Genomic DNA, 26251 nt, shown 5'->3' on the forward strand with positions numbered 1-26251 from the left:
CCACACAAGAGACAACGGAAGACAAGCCCATGACAAGCAGTTCCGAGACGGTTTTCTGGCCCAAAAAGCGCTGGTGTGACATGATTTCCCGCCAGTTTCGTCAGCTTCCCCCTGAGACCGTGGCCATTCTTCCTGTGGCCGCGGTGGAACAGCATGGCCCACATCTTCCGGTCTATGTGGATGCCTGTATCAACGAAATGCTGCTTGATAAGGCAATGGAGGCGCTCCCCGCGACCGTCCCCGCGACCGCACTTCCTATTCAGGCTGTTGGCAAAAGCGAAGAGCATGTTGCTTATCCTGGAACACTGACCCTCAGCGCGCAGACCCTCACGCAGGTCCTCATCGAAATTGGTGAAAGCGTCGCACGATCTGGTGTGAAGAGGTTGGTGCTCCTGAATTCCCATGGTGGGCAGCCACAGATCCTGGATATCGTTGCCAGAACGCTCCGCCGGACCCATGGAATGTTTGTTGTCTGTGTTGGCTGGTCCCGTTTTGGCGTGCCGGATGGCATGTTTACCGAAGAGGAGCGCCGGTATGGGATTCATGGTGGCGACATTGAAACATCCCTGATGCTTCACCTGCGGCCGGATCTTGTTGAGATGGAACGCGCTGACAATTTCGAGCCATGGCCCCAGAAGCTTGCCGAGACGGCCAAATGGCTGGAAGCAGAAGGCCGTGTAGGCTTTGGTTGGTTGACGCACGATATTCACCCATCAGGTGCGGCAGGAAACGCCGGGATTGCTACGGCCGAGAAGGGCGAAGCTGTTGCCAATCAGTGGATTGAAGGTTTTCTTGAGCTTCTTGCCGAGATTGCTGAATATCCGCTGGATCGTCTTCGTCCCATTACGGAGGATCTGGGTCGATGAGCTCGGTTGAGACCTTCCTGTCGCTCCTTGGCGATATTCCTGTTCAGACGGTGCCGGCTCTTGTGAAGCGGAAAAGCCGTGATTTTTACTGGTATAGTCCGGTTCTGAAGCGGCAGCTTGATAGCTGTTTTGGCGATTGTATCGTTATGCCGCGCAATGAAGAGGATCTTCTTCATATTGCGCGGGTGGCACGTGAGACAAAAACGCCACTTACTCCGCGTGGGGGCGGCACCGGGAATTATGGACAGGCCGTTCCGATGGAGGGAGGCGCTGTCGTTGAAATGACGGAGCTCAATAAGCTCCTTTGGGTCAAGGATGGTGTCGCACGCGTACAGGCGGGCATGAACATGCTGGACTTGGATCGTGCTTTGCATGAAAGGGGCTGGGAAGTCCGCATGTATCCGTCCACGAAACGGACGGCAACGATCGGCGGATTTATTGCGGGTGGATCCGGCGGTATTGGGTCTGTTCGATGGGGCGGTCTTTCGTCACCGGGGAATATTCTGGGGCTCCGCTTTGTCACTCTGGGTGAAAATCCGGAAGCTCTCGAACTTCGCGGCTCTGACGCGAGAGGTATTCTTCACACCTACGGTACGACAGGCCTGATTACCGAACTGGAAATTGGTGTTGAGCCAGCCGTGGATTGGCAGGATATGGCCATCTCATTCGGCACATTTGAAGAAGCAGCGGTTTTTGCACGTGATATTGCTCTTCAGGCCGGTATTCAGAAGAAGCTGGTGTCTGTTGTTGACGGTGACCTGCCACCATTCTTCGCATCCGTACGCGAGCACGTGCCAGATGGTGCATCGTTAGTCATTCTCATGATCGCTCCGGCAGGTATTGAGACGGTTAAGGCGCTTGCAGAAGCGGCCAACGGTCACCTCTGTTATGAAGCCAACACCAGAGAAGCTGAGGACACGTCGGGTGCAACTCCGCTTTACGAACTGACATGGAACCACACGACGCTTCAGGTTCTGAAGAAAGATCGTGGTTACACATATCTGCAGTGCGGTTATCCGCACGTCGGGACACTAGAGAAGGTGGCGGAAATCCGTGCGCTTTTCCCTGATGACCTGATGATGCATCTGGAATTCTTTCCGATGGGCGGCCATGTGAGTTGTGCTGCATTGCCGGTTATTCACTTCACGGACGAAGAGCGCCTGAACTATATCATCGCGGAACACGAGAAGCGGGGGGTCAATATTGCCAACCCGCATGTCGTGACCATTGAGGAGGGCGGCATGCACCGTGTGGCATCACCGGCTCTGGCCGCAATCAAGAAGCGATATGATCCGATGTTACTTTTGAACCCCGGAAAGATGCTCAGCGTCAAAACGCTGAAGGCAGAGGGTTAAAAGACTTTGGGCCGGAAAGAGCTTCTTTCCGGCCTTTTCTATTGTTATTGCGAAAGAGCGGGATAGCTGAAGTTTAATTCCGCCCGGTTAAAAGCACTTTTCACGGTATTGGCCAGTAATGTACAGGTTGTCAGTGGCCCAACACCATCCGGAACCGCAGTAACCGCATATGCGATATCTTCGACAGATTTGAGATCAACATCCCCTACGACACGCCCCTCATCCGGGCAATAGCTGATCCCTATGTCGATGAGGCAACTCTCTGGTTTGATCCAGTCCGCAGTCACTAATCTGGCTTTTCCTACCGCTGAAAAGAGAACATCCGCTTTCCTGCAATGCGACTTGATGTCCTGAGTATCGATGTGAACAACGGAAACCGTTGCGCCGCGATCCAGAAGAAGCATGCTCAAAGGACGCCCGACAACCGGCGAACTGCCAATGATGACACAGTCTTTTCCGCGCAGATCTCCGACGAGATGTTCTGCCGCCATCAAGGCGCCTGTTGCCGTGCAAGGCTCGAAGTATGGAGCGCCGTTCATGATGCTTCCAAGATTGAGTGGATGGAGACAATCCACATCTTTCTCCGGGGGAAGGGCGTCTATGATGGCTTGGCGGGAAATTTCTTCCGGGAGTGGGAAGAGAATCAGAATTCCATCGATCTGCTTGTTAGCACCAAGTTCTCGGACCGTTTGGCAGAAATTTCTTTCATTTTGTCCCGCAATGTCAATAATTTGTAGGTTGATTCCGGCTTGTTCCGCCAGTCCGCTAATGCGGCGCAGATAGGCCGATGGGCCTGCCTCAGAAGAGCCTGTGACGACGGCTAGAGTGGGCGCATGGTCCAGAGTTTTCTGCTGTGAGCGGATCTGTGCCTTGAGGCTAGCCAAATAGTTTTGGGCAAGCTCAGAGGTATGCAGGATGATTGTCATTTGTGGGTCTCACAGGGCGCTTACAAGATAAGTTGCGCATCGCTGAAGGTGGGGAACCAGATCCTTCTGGATCTGTGTCATGGAGTATCGACTGGTTGGAAAGACGACGCTGAGCGCACCAGCAATTTGGCCATTTACATTAAAGGCAGGCACCCCAAGGGCACGCAGATCGCTTTGCGGAGACACATCTCTCAAGGCGAACCCCTGAGAGTGAACGTCTTTAAGACGCTTAGCCACGCATGCCGCTTCTGTTTCAGAAAGGCCTGAGGTGGCCAGTATGGTCTGTTGTCTGATCTCGGGTAGAAAGGCGCAAATGGCTTGGCCAGTCGCGGTTCTGGCAAGAGACATGCTGCTGCCGATAGTATGCCCTGACATTTCGGCGGATTTGTCTGCGGGATTATGGAAGACATAGATTGCTTCGCCTGCGTCCAGCAGAGCGAGAGAAATGGATTCTCCGATAACAATGGACTCAGCTCGAAGCACCGGCCCGACAAGATGACCGATGGAGCGGCTTTGTAGAAAGCCAAGCCCCAGTTTCAAGGCGCGTGCTGTAAGCCTGTAGCGCTGATCGATACTCCGGACATATCCGAGAACTTCCAACGTTCTGACAAGTCGCCTCGTGGCGGCCCTCGTGTGCCCTACCAGACGCGCAATGTCTGCGACAGTCATGTCTGTTTGGCCATTTTCAAAAGCACGTAGGACTTCGAGGCCCTTAACAAATGTCAGGGAAATCTCGGTATCGGGGACAGGCGAGGGCTGGTCCATGGACAAATCCGTTTCTGGGCAAAAAACTATGCATAGCCGTTACGAATATCATTGCAGGCTGAAAATGATTATGCCTAAAATAAATATAACGAACAAGTGTTCGAATAACGAACATAACTCTTCTGATAGAGCCAGAAAAACAGGGAACCCCGCGTGAAAGTCCACGTCATTTTCGCCCACCCGCTTGAAGATAGCTTCAACGCGGCACTGTTCAGGCTGGTAACGCAGACACTGGAAGCTGAAGGGCACGAAGTCGATGCTCTGGACCTGTATCGGGACAATTTCGATCCTGTTCTAAGTCCGCAGGATCGTATCGAGTATCATGATGTCAGCATTAATCAGCATCGCGTAGCGGATTATGTGAAGCGTCTTCAAAGTACGGATATACTAATTTTGTGTCATCCTGTTTGGAATTTTGGTTGGCCCGCAATTCTTAAAGGCTATTTTGATCGCGTTTTTCTTCCGGACGTCTCCTTTAAGTTGATAGATGGAAAGCTTTCTCCTGGCTTTACAAATATCAAGAAGGTCATGACCGTCACGACTTACGGTTGCCCGCGGCACCGTGCGTTTGTTCTTGGTGATCCGCCTCGGAAGAATGGGACCCGTTTTCTGCGTGCCGTCATGAACCGTCGTGTCAGCGTCGACTACCTGGGGCTTTACAATATGAATAACACCACGTTGAACGCCCGTCGGACGTTTATGAAAAAAATCATTCGTCGTCTCAAAGCTATCTGAGACCGTTTCTGGCAGGGGAGTAATTGCGGTGGCTGCTCGTTTCTTTGATCTGGATGCACTGGGTCTCGCACTTCTGGAGGAGAGCAAGAGCAGGGCCGCAACGCTGAGGCAACAGGGCACCATTCCCTGCCTGGCGCTAGTGGAGGTAGGCGATGATCCACAAAGCGCTACATACGTCAGTCGTAAAATCGAGGACTGCGAAAAGGTTGGAATAGCAGTTCGGAAGATTGTTCTGTCTGAATCTATCACGCAGGCAGATCTTTTAGAGCAAATCCTAAGGCTTGATGAAGATTCAGCCATCACTGGAATTCTGGTTCAACTTCCTTTGCCGACGCACTTAGAAGAAGGGCAGGTTCTTCAGGCGATCAGCGCTGAAAAGGATGTCGATGGTCTTCATCCGGTTAACCTGTTGTCTCTGACGACATCAGATCCGTCAGTTATTCCCTGCACTGTGAGGGGCATTGATGCAGTCTTGCAGCAGGCAGGCCTTGTTCTGGAAGGGGCCAATGTTGCTGTTCTGGGGCGGGGACGTCTCGTCGGCGGCCCGGCGGCGCTCTTGCTGTCTGGAAAAAGCAGAAACGCGACCGTTACGATATTGCATCGTAAAAGCCGGAACCTTAAGAATGTTCTGAAGAACTCCGACGTCATTATAGCCGCCGCCGGTTCAGCGCATCTGATAACATCGGATATGGTGCGATCAGGAGCTGTCGTCATTGATGTTGGCATGAGCTGGCCCGAGGGCTCTTTGCAAGGTGATGTCCATCCTGCAGTTGCTGATGTCGCGAGCTGGATGACGCCACCTGATCGAAGTTTTGGCGTGATGACACGCATGATGCTTCTCAAAACCGTTTTGGATCTCGCGGAAAAAAGGATTGCTGCATGACTATATCGGTTGGCCAGGTGCGTGCAGATCTGATGACGGAAAGCTCTATCGAGCTTTTGCCATCCCGTATTCTGGAGCTCTCGGGTGTTCTGCCTGATCTTGCCTGCGGATCAAGGGTCTTCGTCACCTGGCTTCCAGGTGTTCCATTTGCAGACGTTCTAGCGGCCTGTGACCTGCTGAAGTTGTGCGGTTACCTACCAGTTCCTCACGTTGCAGCCCGATCTATCCGTGATGAAGGCCATCTGCAGGAAATCTGCTCTGCATTGACCGAGCGGGATATTCCGCGAATGCTCCTGATCGCGGGTGGAGCGGATAAGCCTGCTGGTATCTTTGCCGATACGGTGCAAATTTTGGAAACAGAGATCCCGGTTCGCACCGGCATTCGCACTGTCTACGTTGCTGGGCATCCTGAAGGGCACCCACAGGCCTCCGAGGTTACATTATTGGAATATATGCGCCGAAAACAGGCGCTTGCACGGACGCAGGGTTTGAATATGCAGATCGTAACGCAGTTCTGCTTTGATGCGGCTCCAGTTCTTGCCTGGGAGAAACGGCTGAGGGATGGTGGGATTACACTGCCAATCAACCTGGGAATTTACGGGCTAACGACGCCAAAAACGTTGGTGCGGTATGGCCTGGCCTGTGGTGTTGGGCAGTCTTTACGTTTCATGCAGCGTCAACGCTGGAAACTTCATCGCTGGTTTGTGCCCTGCAATCCGCAACATCTTGTTGATGCTGTAGCCCAAGAAATTACTCAAACACCCAACACGAATTTTCGTGGGCTACATTTTTATCCGTTTGGAGCAATTGCACGTACGCTGGAATGGCGCCGTGCACTCTCCCTCAGCACCGGAGACCACTCATGAAGCCAAGACTATCTGGCCTGACATGCGCTACAGGAGCTTTTCTGCTGGCACTGGGGGGATGCACAGTCGCACCTGAATCATCAACCACCGCGAGTGTTGACGACCGGTATGGCGACGGTGGCGTAAGTGCTTTTTACACGGCCAATACGGCTATACCCTCAATACCCGGAACGGCGATCCAGCATGAAGACATGGATCTGACCAAACTTCCCCAAGGCGCCAGTCGCGGCGTCAGGGTCCTGTATTCTTCCCAGAACGGCGTGAACAAAAGCGGTCCGATTGCAGTTTCAGGGCAGATTCTTTTTCCGAAGGGGAAGCCTCCTGTTGGTGGATGGCCTGTTGTAGCCTGGGAGCACGGAACGACAGGCGTTGCGGATGTCTGTGCTCCATCCTGGCGCGGGTATTCCAGTCGGGATAAAGCCTATCTGTCGCGGTGGTTGTCTGAAGGGTTTGTCGTTGTCGCGACGGATTATCAGGGTCTGGGGACGCCAGGACCGCACCCGTACCTGTTTTATCGACCGGAGGGTTATAGCGTTCTGGACGGATTGAGAGCGGCTTTGCGCGGTTTCCCAAAAGAGATCAAAAACTGGATCGTTCTGGTCGGGCAATCGCAGGGATCCGGGGCAGCGCTTGGAGCCGCATGGTTAGCACCATCATACGCTGCCGAGTTAAACATTCGGGGAGTCGTTACCACAGGCCTTGTAACAGGTTTTGCAGTCTCACCAGGCGCGAGACATGTGCCTATTCCTGAAGTTTATACGGACGCCAGCAAAATGGATTCCGCCTTTGCCATGTTGCGGGTTGAAGGATCTGACCAGTCTCTGCAGCCTGAGACAGACAGCCGGACAGTTCTGACGAGTGCGGGGCGCCAGATGTCCCAGATCGCTCGCCACGCCTGCCTGCACAATCTTTTTGACAAAGCGGACCAACTCAAAGTGCAAAGTAACGCACTTTTCAACGAGAAGCTTCCTGCTTTCGAAGCTGGACACGACGCAGCCTTCACGATCCCCAATGCCAAAATCAGCTTTCCTGTGTTTGCCGGGACAGGTCTGGCGGATGGTGAGGCCGGAGTGAATGGGCAGTATAATGCCGTTGCAGCCATGTGTGATGCGGGGACTCACGTTCTGTGGAAACGCTATCCGGGTATGACCCATAATGGCGCAGTCAACGTGTCTTTGAAGGATTCCATTCCTTTCGTGAAAACGCTTCTGGCTGGTCATATGCCTCCGCAAAGCTGCGCTTCGATCAAGCCGCCAGGCCCGGTAGAGCCAGCTTTGCCGAATGTTCCATGGAATAACTAAGCCGACTGAATAGCCCTTAGCCGGACCCGTGGCCGGCCTTTTCAAGGATACAAGACCATGCAAACCACGAGCGACAGATCAGGCTATCATCTCTTTCTTGTTCTGGTGATTTACGTTTATTCGGCAGTATCCATGGCCGTTGTCGGACTGGTTGTTCCGTTTATCAGTGCGATCGCGGAAGCCCGACATGTTTCTCCGGGCCCTGTGGGCACCAGTTTGTCCTTCTTTTCGGTGCCCGCAGCCTTCACATCCTTCCTGTTCGGCATGGTGGTTGACCGTATTGGCGTAAAGCGCGCCTTTCCAATTTCCATTGTTCTTACGTTGATTGGTGACAGTCTCCTCCTGTCAACATCCACGTTATGGAGCCTGCGGATCGGGCTTATGCTGTGTGGGTGCGGGTTTGCGTTCGCAACAGCAGGTTCGCCGGTGTTGTTTATGCGCTATCTGCCGGAAAAAAGTCGCTCCAAAGCTTTGGCATTCTGGTCCACTTTTGCTCCGGCCGGTTATTCAGCCGGTCTTCTTCTCGCCATTCCTTTTTTGAATGGGGGACGCTGGCAGGCAGCCTGCACGGCCCATATGGCCCTGATGGTCGTTATTCTTGCTGTTGGCGTTCTGACACTCGCTGGCTTGAAAGAGCCGCCTGCTGTCTTGACTGAAAGCGGTCCCGCCAAGCGACTGTCACCTTGGCTGGTCACGGCTCTCGGGCTGTCAGTAACGCTCCCGAATGGGATTGCTTATGGAACCAGTTTGATCGCGCCGTCTTACCTTGCGCGCGTTCACCATGTGAGTTTGGCTGCGTCTGCCGCAGAAGTCGCGATCATCAAGATTGTCGTCATGCTGGCTGGGGGGCTGATTGTCAGTCTGTGTGTCGGAACGGAGCGTCGTTCCCGGCTGATGTTCTGCATCATGGCGGCTATTGGCATGCTGGCTCAATGGCTGCTGCTTTTCCCGGGAAGCACGATGCTGGTCGCGTCTGCGGGGCTATTTCTTTGGACATTCGCCTATAGCGGCCTGAGTGGTGCAGGGATGTCTTTGCTGCCGGTGGTTGCGACAGACAGGAAGACCCGTGGCGTTGTCGCAGGCACGGTCGGCCAGTTTATTTCGGTCTCGGCAGTTCTGATGCCTTACCTGTACTTTTCGACAACGCTCTGGACCAGTTATGCCCTGTTTGCGTTCTGCGCCCTGGGAATGGGTTGCCTGACAATTTTCCAAGTCAGGCAACGTAAGGCGCTGGCTTGATCTTTAAAGGGCAGCACCAGTTTCTGGGGGGCTGCCTTTCGCTTCAGTCGCCGCAAAATTAGCCTTCAGGCGCTCTAAAAGATAATTCTGAGCAGAGATCGGAGCATATTTCTTCTCTGGCCCCTGAATGATTGCATCCCGATTGGCTTGGCAGAAAAAGGGAATGGAGAGGCGCTCACCAAGATATTCGTCCGGTTGTGGCATGCGAACACGATGAAGCGTGGACAGCAGCTTGTCGTCGCTCCACCGCATCAGCATGTCGCCAATATTGCAGGTCACATATCCTGAGACGGGTTCAACGTCGGTCCATGCCCCGCTCTTTGCATCCTTCCCAGGGCAAACCTGAAGACCGCCTTCGCCTGTTCGCTGATGAAGAAGTGTCAGGCAATCAAAATCCGAATGGGCGCCTGCACGCCAGCGTTTGAAGTCCTCCGGCAGAGCATTCTCCATGCTCATATAGTGAATGAGACGAAGAGTGCACTGGTAGTCAGGGGAGGACGGGTCGTGCAGTTCGGTGAAGAACTTTTCGTCAAATCCGAGTTTGATGGCAAAGCAGGACAGGATCTTCATACCCAGAAGCCAGTTCTGGTGCTCGAAGTGAGATAGAAATTCCCTGAAGTCCGGCGCGTCTTGCTGTGTTGGCCACAGAGCCGTCATTCTGGGAAGAGTGATCTGAAATGATTCTTTATGGTCAGGTGTACCTGTTGAGGGCCGCACCTGTTCCTGAAATTCCCATCCGGCGTTCGTACCAGGTTTGAGGGGAAGGCGGGCCTTTGCATCTTTAGGGAGGGCAAAGAAGGCTGTTGCCAGTGAAAACGCTCGATCTATGTCGTTCTGCGGAATGCCGTGATTATAAACCTGAAAAAAACCGATTTCCGTAGCCGCAGACCAAAGTTCGTCGGCAATCTGGTATTTCCGCTCTTCAAAAGAGGAGAGATCGATCCTGGGAATTTGACGGGCGATATTCGTCCCCATTCCGCCAATATGGCGTTCGGTTTCAAGTTCGCTCAGACCTGTCGGGACCATACTCGTTTTCTCCATAAACGTATTGAAGACAACAGAGACGGAACTACGGCATGGGTAAGGGGCTGTGGCGATCAAATATGGCATATGCCCCCAACCAGAGCCTTGATCCGGATCTGTTGGAGCAATGCCCAAAGCCTGTAACAAGACTTCGACCGCTTCTACTCGTTTCCAACACAAAACATGGTGGGCATTTGCCTGTCAATTACAAAAGCCGTTCTCATAAAAGCATTCCGATATTCTCAAATAGGCACTTTCATGAAAACCGTTTCGATTCATAAACTGTGACTGAATAAAGAATGGAGAACGGTCCGTATGTCCAGGATGTCTCTCGGTCGCAGGCAAACCCTTTTGGGGTTGGCTGGAAGTCTCGGCGGATTATCCATGCCGCTCATCAGTAGGGCGCAAAATGCGGGGACGCCCGTCAAGCTTATAACATCCTGGTATGCACAAGCTGAGTTTGGTGGGTTTTATCAAGCTCTGGCCAAGGGGTATTACGCACAGGAAGGACTGGACGTCACGATAGAGGCTGCCAGCCCGCAAATGAATGTTCCTCAGCTTCTGGCTGCCGGCCGTGCAGATTTCATTACTGGCTACGACTTCCAGCTTCTTTCCGCCGTTGCCTCTGGTATTCCTCTTGTTGCCGTAGCCAGTACTTTCCAGCACGATCAGCAGGGCCTGATGACGCATGCTGGCGTCAAGGATCTCGCCCAACTCCGTGACCATCCAATTCTGATAGCAGCGTCTTCCCATGCGACGTTCTGGCCATGGCTCAAAAATCGCTTTGGTTACAGGGAAGAGCAGGCGAGGCCTTATTCTTTCAATCTCCAGCCATTTTTTCTGGATCCGGAAATGGCCGTTCAGGCTTATGCATCCTCCGAACTGTGGGATGCCCGGCAGAAAGGAATGCCGGTCGAGTTTTTCCTATTCAAGGATCTGGGTTATCCGCCCTATGGCGCCCCTATGGTCACGACTCAGCAGATGGTTGCGACCGATAAGAAAAAGGTAAGCAGCTTTGTGAAAGCGTCTTTGATGGGATGGCGTGATTATTTTCAAAACCCCGATCCGGGGAATGCTCTGATCCTCAAAGCTAACCCTAATATGACGCTGGAGCATCTGGCTTTCGGCTACGCCGGACTGAAAAAAGCAGATGCTCTGTCATCCCCAGATGTCAAAGAGCGAGGTCTTGGCGCGATGACGCTTGCCCGGTGGCAGGCCACACGGGACTTTATGGTCAGCCAAAACCTTTTGCCAGCCGATGCTGACTGGAAAAGTGCCTTTACCACAGAGTTTGTGGATACTCTCCGGGTGATGCCAGCATGAGCTTACTGATACAGAATATCGGTGGAATTCTGACTGGACTACGCGGCGAGTCTGCCAGAAGTGCCGGTGACATTCGCATTCGCGACGGCAGGATCACGGAAATCGGTCATTTGGCACCTGACTCTGGGGAGAAGGTTCTGAATGCCAAGGGAGGAATTGCAACTCCCGGACTTATCAGCACGCATCATCACCTTTTTCAGAGTGTGCTCAAAGCAGTTCCCACGGCCATCAATAAGCCATTGGAACCATGGCTTCGCCTTGTGCCCAACACCTACTGGAACCGCATAGATGAGCGGGCGCTGAATGTGGCGGCCCGAATTGGAATGGTGGAACTGCTCTTGTCGGGCTGCACGACGGTCGCTGATCATCATTACCTGTTTGCAGATATGTATGCATACGATCCGGCTGCCGTACTGTTTGAAGCTGCTGAAGATCTTGGTCTGCGCTATGTTCTCGCGCGTGGAGGCACCACGCGCGCCAGAAAATTCGATACGGACGACATTATTCCAGCCCCGACGGAGACGCTGGATGTGATGATGAAACGTGTCGAAGGGCTTGTCGGCCGGTATCATCAATCTGGCCCGAATGCGAAACGCCGAATTGCTCTGGCCCCTAATACGCCAACCTGGGGCGTCACGCCGGATGAGCTTCGGGAAATGGCTATTGCCGCCCGAAGCATGGGTATTTCGCTCCACTCGCATCTGTCTGAAACAGAGAACTATGTTCGGTTCTGTCTGGAAACTTACGGAATGCGGCCCCTTCAGTTTGTTGCCGAGCATGGCTGGGTTGGAGAAGACGTCTGGTTTGCGCATCTGGTTCATCTTGATGAGAGCGAACTGGCGCTTATGGCCCAAACCGGGACAGGTATGGCGCATTGTCCTCAGAGTAACTGCCGCCTTGGGTCAGGTATTGCGCCTGCACCGGCCTTGGACGCTCTGGGCGGACGCGTATCGCTGGCAGTTGATGGAGCTGCATCCAATGAAGCGTGTGACATGGGGGCAGAGATGCATTGCGCGTGGATGATCCATCGTGCTGTTCACGGTGCTGACGCTGTCATGGCTGAGGACGTCATGCGCTGGTCAACTTCCGCAGGAGCGCAAATCCTAGGGCTTCCTGATGTTGGCCGGGTTGAGGTCGGCGGAGCGGCGGATCTGGTTATCCATGGTCTGGATGCACCCAGATGTGCTGGATTGCATGATCCACTGATCGCTCCGGTCGTGTCAGGCGCCACAACTGTACGTCATGTCCTTATGGATGGTGTGCCTGTGGTAGTGGATGGCGCTATTCCCGGACTGGATCTTGAGGCTTTACTGGTAGAGGCTCGTGACGTTGTGGGTTGTCTTACGCGTGCCTGAAGAAACCTGTGCCAACTCAGCATGGGTACAGTTCAGTGGGACTTCCTGTTAGGGTAGGCCAATCGTTTTGACGCTTTGATTCTTCTGTCTCGACAAGGACCTGCAATGCTTACCTGTGTTGGTTACGCGGCCTCCAGCCCGACGTCTCCCTTGGCTCCCTTCGCTTTTGAGCGCCGTGACTGCGGTCCTTTGGACGTTCAGATTGACATTACCCACTGCGGTGTCTGTCACTCTGACATTCATACCGCACGGAGCGAATGGGGACCTGCTTCTTATCCATGCGTGCCGGGACATGAGATTATCGGGCATGTCAAAGCGGTTGGGCCTGACGTAACACGCTTTAAAGTCGGTGACCGTGTGGGCGTGGGCTGTATGGTGAATTCATGCCGAACCTGCGCGTCCTGCGAGGCTGGTCTGGAGCAGTATTGTGATGCCAGCCCAACATGGACATACAACAGCCCCGATCCGGCATTTCCGACAGAAGGCGCCTACACGTTCGGCGGATATTCGCGCGCTATCGTTGTCGATGAAGGTTTCGTCCTGCGTATTCCCGAAAATCTCGATCCTGCCGCAGCGGCACCATTGCTTTGCGCCGGGATCACGACATGGTCTCCGTTGTCTCACTGGAAAATCGGAACAGGGCATCGCGTTGGTGTTGTAGGGCTCGGTGGACTTGGCCATATGGGGGTCAAATTTGCCGTTGCGCTTGGTGCCGAAGTGACGCTGTTCACAACGTCTCCGAGCAAGGTCGAAGATGGGAAGCGACTTGGTGCACACCGGGTTGTCATTTCCCGCGATGAACAAGCGATGGCTGCCGAGGCGAACCGCTTTGATTTCATTCTTGATGCTGTGTCGGCAGATCATGACATCAATGCCTACCTGTCCCTGCTGAAGCAGGACGGGCATATGGTGCTTGTAGGACTGCCGGAAAAGCCGATGTCCGTTGGGGCCTTCAGCCTTGTTGCCAAGCGCCGTAGTCTGGCTGGCTCCGCTATCGGTGGTATTCAGGAAACGCAGGAAATGCTTGATTTCTGCGGTCAGCATAACATCGTCAGTGACGTGGAAATCATTCGGATGGATGAGATCAATCAGGCGTATGAGCGCGTCCTGCGTTCAGACGTCAAATACCGCTTCGTGATCGATATGGCGTCCATGCCAGACAGCATCGCAGGCTGAATCCTTGGAGGGGAGGCGGTAGCAAGAAACTCCCCGCCTCCTTCCTGAGAAGAGTTTTACTTCTGGAGTTTCTACCCAACGGGAAGACATGATTTTAGAATGAATCATCACGTTGCGACGTGTCGGGCGGAACTGGTTGCTGTCCTGACCACACTCCAGAGCGGAACACCAGAAATTCTGACCGTTCAGAACGGGGCGTGCTTACCTGCAGGCGCCCTGGAAACGGAACACTCGTCATTGCAGCGTGGTGTGCGCCATTGGGTAGAGGAACTCACGGGGTTCCGCCTGGGCCATGTTGAGCAACTCTATACGTTCGGGGACTCTGTTCCTGCTGAAACTGAACGGCTCGTGCGTATTTCCTATATGGCTCTGACGCGCGACAGTGGCGATCAGGCAGGATGGAGGGGATGGTATCAGTACTTTCCTTGGGAAGATCGCCGAACTGAAGGAAGCGTTGCCCTCCTCAAGACCATTGAGCGAGCCCTTCTTGAGTGGGCGGCCCATGAGGAGGAAAAGCTCGACCGCTGTAGGGTCACGTTTGGCCTAAATGGAGAAAGCTGGAACGACGAAGCCGTGCTTGAGCGTTATGAACTGCTGTGGGAGGCAGGGCTGGTCCAGGAGTCACCTTATTGCAGTGCCGGGCTGGGAGAGCGCCCCATGCTCTGGGATCATCGGCGTATTCTCGCAACGGCGATGTCCCGTTTAAGAGCGAAAATCCGTTACACGCCTGTCGTGTTCGAGCTCGTGCCCGAAGAATTTACGCTTCTTCAACTCCAGCAAGCGATGGAAGCTCTTTCCGGGCGTTTGATGCACAAGCAGAATTTTCGTCGTTTGGTACAAAATCAGGATCTGGTCAGTGAAACCGATCGCTACGAGAGCGGGGTTCAGGGGAGGCCTGCGCGGCTTTACAGGTTCCGGACTGACAATTCTGAAAATTGCTATCTGACAGGGGCTAAGCTTCCACTGGGAACGTTCTCCTGAAAACGTGTTGACCGACAGGCTTGTGAATACGGTAAGATACATTATGCTCAATAGGAGCATAATGTTATTATGGAGTCCGTCATGGGCCGTCAGCATGTCCTGGAAAGCCGTGACAGGCTTTACGAACCTGTCTCCCGCCTGATGGCGCGGGAGGATTGGGAACGTTTATACGCGGATGACATCGAGGCTATTCTTCGCCTGAAACGCGAACGAAATGCCGTTATTCTGGCTCATAACTATCAAACGCCAGAAATTTTTCACTGTGTCGCGGACATCCGCGGAGACAGTCTGGCTCTGGCTCGTGAGGCCCAGAACCTCGATGCAGACATCATTGTCATGGCGGGCGTTCATTTCATGGCGGAAACCGCCAAGCTGATGAATCCCGACAAGACGGTTCTAATTCCGGACGATCGGGCTGGCTGTTCTTTGGCAGAGAGCATAACGGCGGAAAACGTCCGAGAGATGAAGCGGCGCTATCCAGGAGTTCCGGTTGTCACTTACGTGAACAGTACAGCGCAAGTGAAAGCGGAAACAGACGTCTGCTGCACATCCGGCAATGCTAAACGCGTCGTGGAAAGCCTGGGTGTTCCTCGTGTTATTATGATTCCAGACGAGTTTCTGGCTCAAAACATCGAGAACGAAACAGGCATCGAAATGCTGACCTGGGCGGGTCATTGTGAAGTGCATGAACGCTTTACACCGCAGGAAATTCGGCAGTATCGGCGCATTCATCCAGGTGTGACAGTCATAGCGCATCCTGAATGCCCGCCGGAGGTGGTTGCCGAGGCGGACTATTCCGGCTCTACCGCCAATATGATTGACTACGTCGCGACCCACCGCCCGGAAAAAGTGTTGCTGGTGACAGAATGCTCGATGAGCGACAATCTGGCCGCGCTGAATCCGGAAACCGAGTTTGTTCGCCCGTGTAATCTTTGCCCACACATGAAGCGCATTACGTTGGCAGGAATCCGCAGAGCGCTCGAAAACCTCGAAACTCCGGTAACCATTCCGTCCGAGCTTGAAGGGCGAGCCCGCATGGCGGTCGAGAGAATGCTGGCAATCTAATTGTGACGGACATTCTTTTAAGTCATCTCGTTGGGCAACCCGTTATCGTAGGGGCAGGACTGGCAGGTCTTTCCGCTGCCCTGCACCTTCGCCAGCCCTGTGTTGTTCTCAGCCCGGCTCCGTTAGGGCACGAGGCGGCGAGTTCTTTGGCTCAGGGGGGAATTGCAGCCGCAGTTGGAGCAGAAGATTCACCGGATCTGCACACTCAGGACACGTTAGCCGCAGGTGCCGGCCTCAGTGTTCCCCACATAGTGAAACTGATTACGAACTCGGCACCTGACGCCATCAGGACTTTGCTCGAGTGGGGCGTCCCTTTTACAAAAAAGGGCGAAGCGCTGGACCTGCATCTGGAGGCCGCGCATTCCAGACACCGTATTCTCCATGTCGGCGGAGATGGAAGCGGTGCTGCGATCATGCAGACGTTGATAAAGCGTGTTCGAAGTCGCGATACCATCACTGTTCTGGAAGGAGCGCGACTGGAGGGCTTGGTTACGGAAGAAGGACGCCTTATCGGCGTAAGGACCTCACAAGGTTTTCTGCCCATCTCATGCTGCGTCATCGCATCCGGAGGCATTGGCGCTCTTTATGATTGTACCACCAGTCCTGGAACATTGACCGGGAACGGTCTGGCTCATGCTGCACGGGCTGGTGCCAGATTGGTCGACATGGAATTCACCCAGTTCCATCCAACAGCTCTCAAAGGCGTTGGCCAGACTGGCCGCAGACCTCTGGTGAGCGAGGCGGTACGCGGGGCGGGTGCTCTTCTGGTCGATGAAACTGGAAACAGATTTACGGAAGAACTCCAGCCACGCGATATCGTCGCGCGAGCGATTTCGGCTCATATTCAAAGCGGACACGACGTTTTTCTGGATGCGCGCGGAATAGGAAAAACGCCCTTTAGTGCGAGGTTTCCGGCCATAACAGCGTCATGCATGGCCATGGGGATTGATCCGGACGCACAGTTAATTCCGGTCAGTCCAGCAATGCACTATCACATGGGTGGTCTGGATGTTGATGAACAGGGGCGTACCTCTGTGCCGGGTCTGTGGGCCTGCGGAGAAGCGGCCTGTACCGGCCTTCATGGCGCTAATCGCCTGGCGAGTAATTCATTGCTCGAAGCCTTCGTAACCGGGAAATGGGTCGCAGAAAGCGTCGATAGCAGCATGCTTCCAAAGGTGCCGTTCGGGACGATTGTGCCGCGCGAAGTCAGCAATGCTCCTGCTATGCATGATTTGGCCTCACTCATGAGCCAGTATGCCGGACTGCTCAGGGACGAGCGTGGATTGCAGGCTCTTTTTGAAACAATTCTTCCGGATATCCACGTTAGTAATGAAGCGCTCATTGCCGCCTTCGTTGCATCGTCTGCCCTGAGACGTAGGGAGAGCCGTGGAAGCCACTGGCGCACGGACTTTCCAAATCAAACGATGCCTAACCGAACTGTGCTGACCATAACTGATCTTCCTTCGCCATAAGGACACATTGCATGACCTTTCAGACCTTTCTGCCTGATCTTCTCTGGGAACCTGTAGTTCGTGCCGCGCTTGTTGAAGACCTGGGAACGGGCGGAGATGTGACGACACAGGCTCTTCTTGATCCTGAACAGCCCCTTCAGGCAGTTTTTCGTGCAAGACAAAATGGCGTTCTGGCTGGGTTACAGGGAGCCCAGCTTGCATTCAGTCTTCTGGACCGCAAGGCTGAGTTTATTTCTCACCGGCAGGATGGTGACAGGATTGGGGCCGGGGATGTCCTAGCCGTCATTGACGGGTCTGCAAGTACGGTTCTGGCAGGCGAACGCACAGCGTTAAATCTCCTCTCGCACCTGAGCGGCATCGCCACAGCGACGCGGGCGATCGTGGATGCTGTTCATGGCACGAAGGCTCGGATCTGTTGCACGCGCAAAACGCTTCCTGGCCTTAAAGCGGTTCAGAAATATGCGGTACGTGCAGGAGGTGGTGCCAGTCATAGATATCGGCTTGATGACGCCATCCTGATTAAGGACAATCATCTGGCTTTATGTGGGGGTGTCTCAGCAGCTTTGAAGGCGGCGCGTCAGCGGGCAGGGCATCTGATGAAGATTGAACTGGAGGTCGATACGCTGGACCAGCTCGAGGAAGCGCTCGCGGCTGGCGGAGCAGATGCGTATCTTCTCGATAATATGGGTGTGGAAACGCTTCGTAGAGCTGTCAGACTTATCGATGGCCGCTCTATTGCAGAGGCATCCGGTGGAATTACACCGCAGACGGCGCGCCCGATTGCAGAGACCGGAGTGGACGTTTTGTCTTTGGGCTGGCTTACACATACGGTCAAAGCGCTGGACATCGGCCTTGATATAAGCGGCTAAGCTGGTTTTTCCGGCAAGAGCATTCCAGAGTATGCTCTTGCCGAGAGTATGACTGTGTCCGTCAGGCCAGGACGTTGCCCATGGCAGGGTCGGTGATGCTCGTTTGTCCGGTTTCTACATGCCCGGCAAATCGAGATTGATTGCCCGGTTCATCGGGGCAGGAGAGAACAAGATCATACCAGTGATGACTGGCATCGAGCTCAACAGAGACGGATGCCGAATGATTTCCTTCAAGGGAAAGAAAACGGCCTTCCGCACCATAAGCGTTATCCTGGATCCTGACCTTCTTTTCTGTAGATGCAGTATTCTTGAGGTTTAGAACCAGATTGCCGGTTCGAGCGTCTTCCCGCGCTTGAATCTGGATATCCATAGGTTGCGCGTTCTGGAAGTAACGCGCAAAACCATTTGGCCCGAGAATGGTGAAGTCGTGTTGTCCGGCGCTCTTTAATTTCCAAATGTCAGTTATGGCTTTTCCCGGCTCCAGAGTATGCCGGCGAGGGGTTTCCTCGGTTCCGTCACGATAAACGTAAAAACACGCCCCGGATGTGCCGTCATTGCGGATTTCGAAAGTCACGCTGTCTGCACTGGTCTCCAGGAGGTCTGCAGAGAGTTTGTATGGCAGTGGTCTTGCCAAGCGTGCACCTCGTTCCTGGTTGCCGATATCCTCGAGCGTGCTCTGATGAGGAATAACGGGCGAGGGAAGCTTACAGGACGCGTCAGCAATTTTCCTATAGGCGGCCGTGTCCGGAAGCGGCGGCTTAACCGTAGTTTTGCGCGAGAAATCGAACGCACTGGTCAAATCGCCGCAGACTGCACGGCGCCATGGCGTGATATTGGTTTCTTTGACGCCAAAACGGGCTTCGATGAAGCGTAGCACAGAGGTGTGGTCAAACACTTCGGAGCAGACAAAACCCCCGGTGCTCCAGGGAGAGATAACGAAAGCTGGTACACGCGGCCCCAGGCCATAAGGAAGATCGTCTGCCTTGTAGCGATCTGGCCTGAAGCTTTGGAGGTGATTGTGAATTTCGTCTCTTGTCGTCACCGTGCTCTGACCGGGGAGAACCGGTGTGGGAGGCTGTGGGGGCGGCATATGGTCAAAATACCCGTCGTTCTCATCATACATCACGAGAAAAACAGTTTTGGCCCAGACATCCGGATTAGCCGTCAAGGCATCGAGCGCGTGAGCAATAAAGGTTGCACCGTAGCCGGGCGTCCACCGGGGGTGTTCAGAATACGCCGCCGGAGGCAGGATCCATGACACCTGTGGCAGCCGATCGGCCAGAACATCCTGTTTCAAGTGATCAAGTGTTCGCGCAGTCATGGCACGCTCATGCAAGGCTGATCCCGGCTTGGCGTCAGCGAAATTCTTGAAACACATCAGAACGTTTGTGCCGAAATTACCATTCTCAACATCGGCGCCAGACAGGCCCTGCTGGTAAACCTGCCATGACACACCGGCCTCCTGAAGGCGCTCAGGGTAGGTCGTCCAGGTGAAAGGTTCAGGCACCTTGGGATAAAAATCTCTGTCTACCCAATCCACATTATCGAGGATCGGGCCACCGCCTGTCGCATTGGGATCAACGGTGCCAGACATGAGGTAAAAACGGTTGGGGTGTGTCTGTGTCGGCGTGGAGCAGAAATAGTGATCGCAGACCGTGAACGCGTCAGCCAGAGCGTAATGGAAGGGAATATCTTCCCGTGTGTAATAGCCCATCGTCATATCTTTCTTGTGACGAGGCCATTGGTTGTTCCAGCCTTTGTTGATCGCTGCGTGCGTAGGAGCCCAGCTGTGGTCCAGATCAATCACGCATTCTGCACTGGTAGTTTGTGTCGGGAGATGGAACGGCGTGATCCAGCCATTTTCGGCTTTCTGCCGTTGCTGCCACCAGATCGGTTCGCGGTTTGGACCACGCACGACATGCCGGTCTCCATACCCTCGAACGCCTGACAGATGACCAAGATAGTGATCGAAAGATCGGTTTTCCTGCATCAGCACAACGATATGCTGGACGTCTTCGATCGTTCCTGTGTCCCGACGGGCAGGGATGGCACGGGCACGCTGAATGGATGAAAGAAGCGCACTGAGGGAAAAACCTGCTCCCAGACCTAGTACGCCGCGACGGTTCAGTTTTGTTGCCACCGTTGATCTCTTCCATACACTCAATTGTGATAAGACGCTTATCAGCCCCGGCGGATGAAATCATCAAGGAATTTCAAGAGTTTCATGTCATTTTTATGACTGGGTATGGTGTCGAAAAGAGAGGGTTGGCCCTTGGAGGTGCATGATGAGAAACAGAGGCTCCGTTTCGTGCAGCCTATCTTTAAGATTGACTTCACCCATATGGGCTTGAATGATTTGAGCTGGTTATTTGAGTAGGACACCATGACACAGGATGATGCACCTCCTTCCTCGTCCCAACAGGGATTGGAAGAGGAAAACCACCCCCGGCGACGCGATGTGCTCGCGACAGTTACGCTGGGGATGGGCTGTGCAGGGGCCTGCGCGCTGGCATATCCGTTTCTCAACAGTTTGAATGGTACGCAGAGCAGTCGCATTGGCGAAGATGACACTGTTGAGGTTGATTGCTCGAAGCTGTCGCCGGGGCAGCAGCTTGTGGTGACGTGGCGTGGATGGCCGGTGTTCGTTCAGCGGCGCACACCAGAAATGCTGGCTTCGCTCCGTGTTCCTGAACTAGCGCATCGGCTGCGTGACCCAGAGTCCAAAATGCACCAGCAACCTCAGGATGCGATCAACTGGCATCGCTCTGTTGTGCCTGAAATTGGCGTCCTGATCGGAATCTGCACACATCTGGGGTGTGTGCCATCTTTTGACGCGCCATCGTCAGGCGATCGATCCGGGAAATATGCTTGTCCCTGCCATGGGTCACAATTCGATATCGCAGGGCGGGCATATAAGGATGCGCCAGCGCCCTATAATCTTCCTGTTCCGCCCGTGACGATAATTTCTGATCAGCACCTGCTCATTGGGAAGAGTAAAGGCGATCCAGATTTTGATATCGCGACGATCCAGCAGATCTGATTGCCCTTATGACCGATAAATCTCAAGACCTCTCCAGGTGGGTAGAGAAACGTCTCCCGATTGTTTCTTCTTTTCGGCGTGAATATGTTGACTTTGCGATGCCGAAAAACCTCAATTATCTATGGAATTTCGGTGCCTTTGCCACGATTTCGCTCGGGATGCTTTTGCTGAGCGGGATCTTTCTTGCTCTTAATTACAGTCCGACAGTGTCAGATGCGTTTTCCAGCATAGAGACCATGGATCGGCAGGTCGCATCGGGCTGGCTGGTTCGATCCATTCATATGGGCGGCGTTTCCATGCTGTTTGCCGCTCTCTACGTCCATGTCGCAAGAGGGCTCTATTACGGATCCTACAAAGCGCCTCGCGAACTGATCTGGCTCACTGGGCTGGGACTGCTTTTAATGGTCATGATAACGGCTTTCGCGGGGTACATTCTCCCGTGGGGGCAGATGTCCTATTGGGGCGCTACAGTTGTCGTGAATGCGTTCAATACTGTGCCATTGATCGGGAAAGCCCTGACGTCCTGGCTAATGGGAGGGGAGGGCCTTGGTAATGCTGCTTTACACAGGATTTACGTTCTTCATTTCCTGACAGCATTTTCTATTATAGGCGTCGTTGCGCTTCATATTGCAACATTGCATGTTGCGGGATCAAATAACCCGACAGGAATAGATCCTGAATCTTCTGATGAAACAGTCCCATTTCATCCCTATTATACGTCCAAGGATGGATTGGGGCTTTGTTTTTTTCTTATCGTCTATGCAGTAATTGTTTTTTTTGCTCCTGATTTTCTGACTCTTGCAGAGAATTACGTACAGGCCAACCCACTTGTGACGCCTCAGGACATTACGCCGGAATGGTATTTTGCGCCTTTTTATGCGATTTTAAGGGCGGTTCCTTCCAAACTTGGAGGCCTCATCCTTGCGACAGGAAGTATAGGCGTATTATTTGCGGTACCATGGCTGGATAAGTCCCCTGTCAGATCGGCAAAGTCTCGGCCTCTCCTCCGACCAGCGCTTTTAATGCTTTTCTTCTCGTTTATGGCTTTGGGTTTTGCTGGAATGCATCCACCCGCAGGAGGGTGGCTCTGGCTTAGCCGCGTTGCTGTTTTCTATTGGTATTTATATTTTTTGATACTTTTGCCACTTCAATCGCGTGGCGAAACAGCATCTTCCTTGGGCTTCGCAAAAGAGGGCAGGGAATGAAATATCCTTTTTTAGTTTTACTTGCCATTTTTTCTTTCAAAGCAGGCGCATCTACGCCTGAGCAGCGCGGGCTCCAGGTATTCAGGCAGGTTTGCAGTAGTTGCCACAGCTTGAACTATGTTGCTTATTCAGATCTTTCGGACCTCGGTCTGTCTGTGGTGGCCATTAAAGATTACGCTTCACAGCATCAGGTTGCCGATGGTCTTGACGATGATGGCGATCCTAAAACACGGCCAGCCCACCCGTCAGATCGAATTGGATCGCCTTATCCAAGTGAAAACTTGGCCAGACTAGCCAACCACGGTGGTCTTCCTCCAGATTTTTCACGACTTGCTCTGACCCAACAAGGAGGCACGGCGCGCATTATTCAGATTCTGCAGTCTTATGCATCCGCCCCGGAAGGGACGGTGTTGCCTAAAGGCTCGTACTACAATCTGGCGATGAAGCATCGCCACATCGCGATGCCTCAGCCTCTACATGATGGTCAGGTCCAATACTCAGACGGAACGTCATCAACTATCCCCCAGATGTCGCAGGATGTAGGTGCGTTTCTGGAATGGGCGGCCCATCCACATCTTCACACCAGACGTAAGGTAGGCGTTTTTACTCTGCTGTACCTGATCGCGATGAGTATTCTGGTCTTTTTTCTCAAGAAGAGAATATGGAAAAAGGTTAAGAATTAGCCTGTGACATCCCATATTTTCTTTAATGGGAAGTCACAGAAAATAGCTTTGGCTCTCTAAAAATGAGTTTTTATGGGAGTGGGTGGATGGCATTGAGCGCTGCTCGTTCCGAAACGATTTCTTTCGCTTTTTTTGGAGTGCTACGGGAAGCCTTGATTTCATCTTCAGAAAAAGCTGGGGCCTTTCCAGGCGTATTCAGGGACGAGACATACGTAAGAACCGCGGCAATCTGGCTGTCTGTCAGCGAATTGAAAGACGGCATAAAGCCCACGTATGTCTCGTCTGAGACGTCAATCGCGCCATGCAGGCCATTCAGAAGAACGTCTTTCAGATAAGCCTTTCCTTCAGGAGACGAGGCGATTTTTCCAACTCTTCCGCTTAGGGGAGGAAACTGCCCTGGCGATCCAATTCCAGCGGCCTGATGGCATACGCTGCACTTGCTGCTGTAGAGAGCCTGACCATCTTCTGCGTAAGCTATCGATGTAGACCCGAACAGAAGTCCTATAACAAGAGCTGTAAGTTTGGTCATGAATGGTTCCCGACAGATCATCTGAGTGGAGCGGAGACCAACGATGTATCAGTATCGAGGCTTCGTACCAAGCCATCGCTCCGGTTCAATTGAAAAGCGCGATCGGATTTGTATGACGTGTGTGCAGATTAGCTACGTTATCCAGAACTGATTATTGCGTGCTTATTGGGCATTCTTCAGATGGCAACCCCAAGCTGGCATCAGAAAGAAAATTCTGATCCGTCAACAGCTTAAGATACGCGGCCAGATCTATCAGTTCGTTTTGCGAAAGCAGCGTGCCTTTCGGATGCGCCAGAATAGCGTCTCTGAGAGTGGGGGCAGAACCATCATGCAAATAAGGAGCGGTTACTTCGACATTCCGAAGAGAAGGCGTCCTGATGGGTTCGGAATAAGATGTCGACAGTGCATGGAATTCCTGATCAGTGAATAGGGGTGGTTGGTGACATGAGCTGCACTTTCCCTTGCCAAAGAATATCTTTTTTCCGTTTGTTTGTGACTGCGTCGCCCCGGACAGCCCAAGATCCCACGGTGACTTATCGGAAATTAACTCTCGCTCGAAGGCCGACACGGCCTGGGCTACAGAACGGGCATCAATCGGAATATTTTTTTGAGGAAAGGCTTTTGAAAACAGAACGCGATAGCAAGGGTTTGCGGAGAGCCGACGAGCGAGCTCGGGCATGTCTGTCATGCCCATTTCCACTGGGTGATGGCCACTCAGCGGAATAAAGAACTGATCTTCAAGTGTTGTAACGTGTTGGTTGATCCAAGTGAGCGTATGAAATTGCCCGACATTCGCTAAGGGTGGAACATTCCGGATTCCGTCCTCATCTGTTACTCCCGGATGGGTCGGGTTCCCATCTGAGAAGGCATGACGCTGTTCATGACAGGTTGCACACGACATGCTTCCGTCACGAGAGAGGTCCGCGTCATAGAAAAGTCTGTGCCCCAGTTCGATTTTCGCACCATTTGGGGAAATATTCGCGGCTATCGCAGGAAATGCTGCTCCAGTCGTAAGAAAGCCCAGAAACAGCATTATGGGATAGCGCATCACGGCAAGGCAGACACCATGACGGGCATATCCTGCAGACCGCTTCCTGCAAGTTGAAGCGTGTATTGCCCAGCTGGTAGCTGAAAATCTATCATTTTGCGGATACCCGAACAGTCGGGACCATGTTGATGATGCGTCGAAACGACTGGTGTCCCCTGTCCAAGAACGTCAATCCACGTCTTGTTTGGCAGCATGATGCGATAAGTTCCCGATTTGGGAGCTTCGAAAGCAATCATCCCTCCATAGCTGACGCTTCCGCCTGGTTCAGCGGGCCTCTGCAGGAAGTGAATGTCGGGAGTGTGTGCCAGATGAACGGCAGACGCGTGATTGAGTGTTAGATGACTTGTAGAAAGACCAGTTTTGTCTGTGGCTGCGGTCAAAGGAGTGGGGTTGCTCCAGCCCTCATACCCAGCAGGTAACGAGGTCGTTCCAGGCGCACAAGATGCAGGTTCGGCCAGTGCTGTACCGGCGCTACAAAGCAGGGCTAGGGAGAGAACACTGGGCAGGATGTGCTTCATGGTCATGGTTTCCAGCAGACGCTTTAAGATGCGCCTATTGAAGCACCAGAATATGGAAATTTTCCAGAGGTATGACGGCATCGAAACGTGTCAGATGTCTGGCCTCCTGGTATAGCAGGCACATTTGAGTTCGCCATACCCTGAGGCCAGAAAAATTAGAGCGCGGGGGCGTTAAACGTATCGCAGCGTTTGATATCGCCGCTTTCCAGCCCGCGCTTAAACCACGCGACTCTTTGGGCAGATGTCCCGTGGGTGAAGCTGTCCGGGACAACATAACCTTGAGCTTTGCGCTCCAGGCGATCGTCACCAACGGCTGAGGCTGCGTTCATGCCCTCTTCAATATCTCCCGTCTCAAGGAAGTGGCGGGTATCGTTCGCGCGCTTGGCCCAGACCCCTGCGAAACAGTCCGCCTGCAACTCAACACGGACAGAAAGGCCATTCGCCCCTTTTTGGGCAGCGCTGCCCTGTTGATTGACCTGCTGCATAATGCCCAGCTCATTCTGGACATGGTGCCCGACTTCATGAGCCACGACGTACGCCTTGGCAAAGTCACCACTTGCTCCCAGACGGTCCTGCAATTCCTGAAAGAACTGCAGATCCAGATAGACCTTATGGTCGGCAGGGCAATAGAACGGGCCTACGGACGTTTGTGCATAACCGCAGCCAGATTGTGTCCCGCCAGAAAAGAGAACCAGACCGGGATCATGATAGGTTCGGCCCATTTGCTGAAAGGTGCTGCTCCAGACATCTTCGGTTGAGCCTAGAATACGGGCGATGAATTTTCTGCCGGGGTCGTCTTTTGCTGCCTGGGTTTGGGTGGCCGCCGGTGTATTTGCTGTCGGTCCGTTTTCCAAAAGGCTCAGGACTACACGGGGGTCTACGCCGAAGTACAGCGCCCCTATGACAAGGATGACACCGCCAATCCCTCCGATCCTCAAAGGGCCGCGTCCTCCGCCTCCGGAACCGCGTCGATCATCAATGTTGGTGCTTTCCCGTTGGTCGTCGAGACGCATGTGTGCTTTGCCCTG

General features: G+C 53.4%; 25 protein-coding genes. 17 read left to right on the forward strand and 8 right to left on the reverse strand.

Annotated elements, in window-relative coordinates; translation table 11 throughout:
* The first annotated feature begins 29 nt into the window (after positions 1–29).
* The gene (locus tag GCE01_RS11040; RefSeq protein ID WP_046901866.1) at positions 30–866 is read left to right on the forward strand and encodes a creatininase family protein; all 837 of its coding nucleotides are present in this window, start codon (positions 30–32) and stop codon (positions 864–866) included.
* Entirely contained in the window at positions 863–2221 is a 1359-nt protein-coding gene (locus tag GCE01_RS11045) for an FAD-binding oxidoreductase (RefSeq protein WP_099212898.1), read from the forward strand. Before GCE01_RS11040 ends, GCE01_RS11045 begins: the two co-directional genes overlap by 4 nt.
* Positions 2222–2265: 44 nt before the next feature.
* Here the strand turns inward: GCE01_RS11045 and GCE01_RS11050 are convergent, their stop codons facing one another.
* Positions 2266–3147 (reverse strand): bifunctional 5,10-methylenetetrahydrofolate dehydrogenase/5,10-methenyltetrahydrofolate cyclohydrolase, encoded by an 882-nt coding sequence (locus GCE01_RS11050; protein ID WP_099212899.1) that lies wholly within the window; start codon positions 3145–3147, stop codon positions 2266–2268.
* 9 nt (positions 3148–3156) lie between these two features.
* Positions 3157–3912 (reverse strand): IclR family transcriptional regulator, encoded by a 756-nt coding sequence (locus tag GCE01_RS11055; RefSeq protein ID WP_099212900.1) that lies wholly within the window; start codon positions 3910–3912, stop codon positions 3157–3159.
* Positions 3913–4065: 153 nt separating this feature from the next.
* On the opposite strand from GCE01_RS11055, the gene GCE01_RS11060 reads away from it, so the two are divergent.
* Genes GCE01_RS11060 through GCE01_RS11080 form a run of 5 tightly spaced genes read left to right on the forward strand, consistent with a single transcriptional unit; the run spans position 4066 to position 8936 of the window.
* Entirely contained in the window at positions 4066–4647 is a 582-nt protein-coding gene (locus GCE01_RS11060) for an NAD(P)H-dependent oxidoreductase (RefSeq protein WP_099212901.1), read from the forward strand.
* A 28-nt stretch (positions 4648–4675) separates the two neighbouring features.
* The gene (locus GCE01_RS11065; RefSeq protein WP_099212902.1) at positions 4676–5530 is read left to right on the forward strand and encodes a bifunctional 5,10-methylenetetrahydrofolate dehydrogenase/5,10-methenyltetrahydrofolate cyclohydrolase; all 855 of its coding nucleotides are present in this window, start codon (positions 4676–4678) and stop codon (positions 5528–5530) included.
* Positions 5527–6396, forward strand: coding sequence for a methylenetetrahydrofolate reductase (locus GCE01_RS17475; protein ID WP_099212903.1), 870 nt, complete (start codon positions 5527–5529; stop codon positions 6394–6396). The genes GCE01_RS11065 and GCE01_RS17475 overlap by 4 nt, the downstream gene beginning before the upstream one ends.
* The gene (locus GCE01_RS11075) at positions 6393–7697 is read left to right on the forward strand and encodes a lipase family protein (RefSeq protein WP_099212904.1); all 1305 of its coding nucleotides are present in this window, start codon (positions 6393–6395) and stop codon (positions 7695–7697) included. Before GCE01_RS17475 ends, GCE01_RS11075 begins: the two co-directional genes overlap by 4 nt.
* A gap of 57 nt (positions 7698–7754) precedes the next feature.
* Positions 7755–8936 carry an MFS transporter gene (locus GCE01_RS11080; RefSeq protein WP_099212905.1) on the forward strand — a complete coding sequence of 394 codons (1182 nt, stop codon included), beginning with the start codon at positions 7755–7757 and terminating at the stop codon, positions 8934–8936.
* Positions 8937–8939: 3 nt separating this feature from the next.
* On the opposite strand, the gene GCE01_RS11085 is transcribed toward GCE01_RS11080, so the two are convergent.
* Positions 8940–9962 (reverse strand): isopenicillin N synthase family dioxygenase, encoded by a 1023-nt coding sequence (locus GCE01_RS11085; RefSeq protein ID WP_174694834.1) that lies wholly within the window; start codon positions 9960–9962, stop codon positions 8940–8942.
* 312 nt (positions 9963–10274) lie between these two features.
* On the opposite strand from GCE01_RS11085, the gene GCE01_RS11090 reads away from it, so the two are divergent.
* The 7 genes from GCE01_RS11090 (at position 10275) to nadC (ending at position 18200) form a co-directional block, all read left to right on the forward strand.
* On the forward strand, positions 10275–11282 hold the full coding sequence (locus tag GCE01_RS11090; RefSeq protein ID WP_099212907.1) for an ABC transporter substrate-binding protein: 1008 nt from the start codon (positions 10275–10277) through the stop codon (positions 11280–11282).
* The gene (locus GCE01_RS11095) at positions 11279–12637 is read left to right on the forward strand and encodes an amidohydrolase family protein (protein WP_099212908.1); all 1359 of its coding nucleotides are present in this window, start codon (positions 11279–11281) and stop codon (positions 12635–12637) included. The genes GCE01_RS11090 and GCE01_RS11095 overlap by 4 nt, the downstream gene beginning before the upstream one ends.
* A gap of 105 nt (positions 12638–12742) precedes the next feature.
* A complete protein-coding gene (locus GCE01_RS11100; RefSeq protein ID WP_099212909.1) occupies positions 12743–13813 on the forward strand; it encodes an NAD(P)-dependent alcohol dehydrogenase in 1071 nt (356 codons plus the stop codon).
* A gap of 99 nt (positions 13814–13912) precedes the next feature.
* Positions 13913–14794: an NUDIX hydrolase gene (locus GCE01_RS11105; protein WP_099212910.1), complete on the forward strand. Its 882-nt coding sequence runs from the start codon at positions 13913–13915 to the stop codon at positions 14792–14794.
* 81 nt (positions 14795–14875) lie between these two features.
* A complete protein-coding gene (gene nadA / locus GCE01_RS11110; RefSeq protein ID WP_099212911.1) occupies positions 14876–15859 on the forward strand; it encodes a quinolinate synthase NadA in 984 nt (327 codons plus the stop codon).
* A 2-nt stretch (positions 15860–15861) separates the two neighbouring features.
* On the forward strand, positions 15862–17331 hold the full coding sequence (locus GCE01_RS11115; protein ID WP_099212912.1) for an L-aspartate oxidase: 1470 nt from the start codon (positions 15862–15864) through the stop codon (positions 17329–17331).
* An 11-nt stretch (positions 17332–17342) separates the two neighbouring features.
* A complete protein-coding gene (gene nadC / locus GCE01_RS11120) occupies positions 17343–18200 on the forward strand; it encodes a carboxylating nicotinate-nucleotide diphosphorylase (RefSeq protein ID WP_099212913.1) in 858 nt (285 codons plus the stop codon).
* A 61-nt stretch (positions 18201–18261) separates the two neighbouring features.
* On the opposite strand, the gene GCE01_RS11125 is transcribed toward nadC, so the two are convergent.
* Positions 18262–20340, reverse strand: a complete 2079-nt coding sequence (locus GCE01_RS11125) for a phosphocholine-specific phospholipase C (protein ID WP_099212914.1) — start codon at positions 20338–20340, stop codon at positions 18262–18264.
* Between the two features lie 243 nt (positions 20341–20583).
* On the opposite strand from GCE01_RS11125, the gene petA reads away from it, so the two are divergent.
* From petA to GCE01_RS11140, 3 genes are read left to right on the forward strand one after another with little or no spacing between them, the layout of a single operon-like run.
* Positions 20584–21240, forward strand: coding sequence for a ubiquinol-cytochrome c reductase iron-sulfur subunit (gene petA, locus GCE01_RS11130; RefSeq protein WP_046901850.1), 657 nt, complete (start codon positions 20584–20586; stop codon positions 21238–21240).
* Between the two features lie 8 nt (positions 21241–21248).
* The gene (locus GCE01_RS11135; protein ID WP_099212915.1) at positions 21249–22445 is read left to right on the forward strand and encodes a cytochrome b; all 1197 of its coding nucleotides are present in this window, start codon (positions 21249–21251) and stop codon (positions 22443–22445) included.
* Complete coding sequence (locus GCE01_RS11140; RefSeq protein ID WP_099212916.1) at positions 22442–23128, forward strand: cytochrome c1; 687 nt, start codon at positions 22442–22444, stop codon at positions 23126–23128. The genes GCE01_RS11135 and GCE01_RS11140 overlap by 4 nt, the downstream gene beginning before the upstream one ends.
* Positions 23129–23198: 70 nt before the next feature.
* Here the strand turns inward: GCE01_RS11140 and GCE01_RS11145 are convergent, their stop codons facing one another.
* From GCE01_RS11145 to ypfJ, 4 genes are all read right to left on the reverse strand, one after another.
* Positions 23199–23657, reverse strand: a complete 459-nt coding sequence (locus tag GCE01_RS11145) for a c-type cytochrome (protein ID WP_099212917.1) — start codon at positions 23655–23657, stop codon at positions 23199–23201.
* Between the two features lie 151 nt (positions 23658–23808).
* Positions 23809–24705 carry a cytochrome-c peroxidase gene (locus GCE01_RS11150; RefSeq protein ID WP_099212918.1) on the reverse strand — a complete coding sequence of 299 codons (897 nt, stop codon included), beginning with the start codon at positions 24703–24705 and terminating at the stop codon, positions 23809–23811.
* The gene (locus tag GCE01_RS11155) at positions 24705–25223 is read right to left on the reverse strand and encodes a hypothetical protein (RefSeq protein WP_099212919.1); all 519 of its coding nucleotides are present in this window, start codon (positions 25221–25223) and stop codon (positions 24705–24707) included. The genes GCE01_RS11150 and GCE01_RS11155 overlap by 1 nt, the downstream gene beginning before the upstream one ends.
* 155 nt (positions 25224–25378) lie before the next feature.
* On the reverse strand, positions 25379–26236 hold the full coding sequence (ypfJ, locus tag GCE01_RS11160; RefSeq protein WP_099212920.1) for a KPN_02809 family neutral zinc metallopeptidase: 858 nt from the start codon (positions 26234–26236) through the stop codon (positions 25379–25381).
* Positions 26237–26251: the final 15 nt, after the last annotated feature.

Source organism: Gluconobacter cerinus, from assembly GCF_002723935.1.
GTDB classification, from domain to species: domain Bacteria; phylum Pseudomonadota; class Alphaproteobacteria; order Acetobacterales; family Acetobacteraceae; genus Gluconobacter; species Gluconobacter cerinus.

Bases quoted from the DNA above. Each gene is read 5' to 3' on its own strand.
- petA (WP_046901850.1), top strand. From the start codon at position 20,584: ATGACACAGGATGATGCACCTCCTTCCTCGTCCCAACAGGGATTGGAA.
- nadC (WP_099212913.1), top strand. From the start codon at position 17,343: ATGACCTTTCAGACCTTTCTGCCTGATCTTCTCTGGGAACCTGTAGTT.
- GCE01_RS11045 (WP_099212898.1), top strand. From the start codon at position 863: ATGAGCTCGGTTGAGACCTTCCTGTCGCTCCTTGGCGATATTCCTGTT.
- GCE01_RS11050 (WP_099212899.1), bottom strand. From the start codon at position 3,147: ATGACAATCATCCTGCATACCTCTGAGCTTGCCCAAAACTATTTGGCT.
- GCE01_RS11095 (WP_099212908.1), top strand. From the start codon at position 11,279: ATGAGCTTACTGATACAGAATATCGGTGGAATTCTGACTGGACTACGC.
- GCE01_RS11040 (WP_046901866.1), top strand. From the start codon at position 30: ATGACAAGCAGTTCCGAGACGGTTTTCTGGCCCAAAAAGCGCTGGTGT.
- GCE01_RS17475 (WP_099212903.1), top strand. From the start codon at position 5,527: ATGACTATATCGGTTGGCCAGGTGCGTGCAGATCTGATGACGGAAAGC.
- GCE01_RS11080 (WP_099212905.1), top strand. From the start codon at position 7,755: ATGCAAACCACGAGCGACAGATCAGGCTATCATCTCTTTCTTGTTCTG.
- GCE01_RS11075 (WP_099212904.1), top strand. From the start codon at position 6,393: ATGAAGCCAAGACTATCTGGCCTGACATGCGCTACAGGAGCTTTTCTG.
- GCE01_RS11135 (WP_099212915.1), top strand. From the start codon at position 21,249: ATGACCGATAAATCTCAAGACCTCTCCAGGTGGGTAGAGAAACGTCTC.
- GCE01_RS11055 (WP_099212900.1), bottom strand. From the start codon at position 3,912: ATGGACCAGCCCTCGCCTGTCCCCGATACCGAGATTTCCCTGACATTT.
- GCE01_RS11155 (WP_099212919.1), bottom strand. From the start codon at position 25,223: ATGAAGCACATCCTGCCCAGTGTTCTCTCCCTAGCCCTGCTTTGTAGC.
- GCE01_RS11145 (WP_099212917.1), bottom strand. From the start codon at position 23,657: ATGACCAAACTTACAGCTCTTGTTATAGGACTTCTGTTCGGGTCTACA.
- GCE01_RS11150 (WP_099212918.1), bottom strand. From the start codon at position 24,705: ATGCGCTATCCCATAATGCTGTTTCTGGGCTTTCTTACGACTGGAGCA.
- GCE01_RS11090 (WP_099212907.1), top strand. From the start codon at position 10,275: ATGTCCAGGATGTCTCTCGGTCGCAGGCAAACCCTTTTGGGGTTGGCT.
- nadA (WP_099212911.1), top strand. From the start codon at position 14,876: ATGGGCCGTCAGCATGTCCTGGAAAGCCGTGACAGGCTTTACGAACCT.
- GCE01_RS11140 (WP_099212916.1), top strand. From the start codon at position 22,442: ATGAAATATCCTTTTTTAGTTTTACTTGCCATTTTTTCTTTCAAAGCA.
- GCE01_RS11085 (WP_174694834.1), bottom strand. From the start codon at position 9,962: ATGGTCCCGACAGGTCTGAGCGAACTTGAAACCGAACGCCATATTGGC.
- GCE01_RS11105 (WP_099212910.1), top strand. From the start codon at position 13,913: ATGAATCATCACGTTGCGACGTGTCGGGCGGAACTGGTTGCTGTCCTG.
- GCE01_RS11100 (WP_099212909.1), top strand. From the start codon at position 12,743: ATGCTTACCTGTGTTGGTTACGCGGCCTCCAGCCCGACGTCTCCCTTG.
- ypfJ (WP_099212920.1), bottom strand. From the start codon at position 26,236: ATGCGTCTCGACGACCAACGGGAAAGCACCAACATTGATGATCGACGC.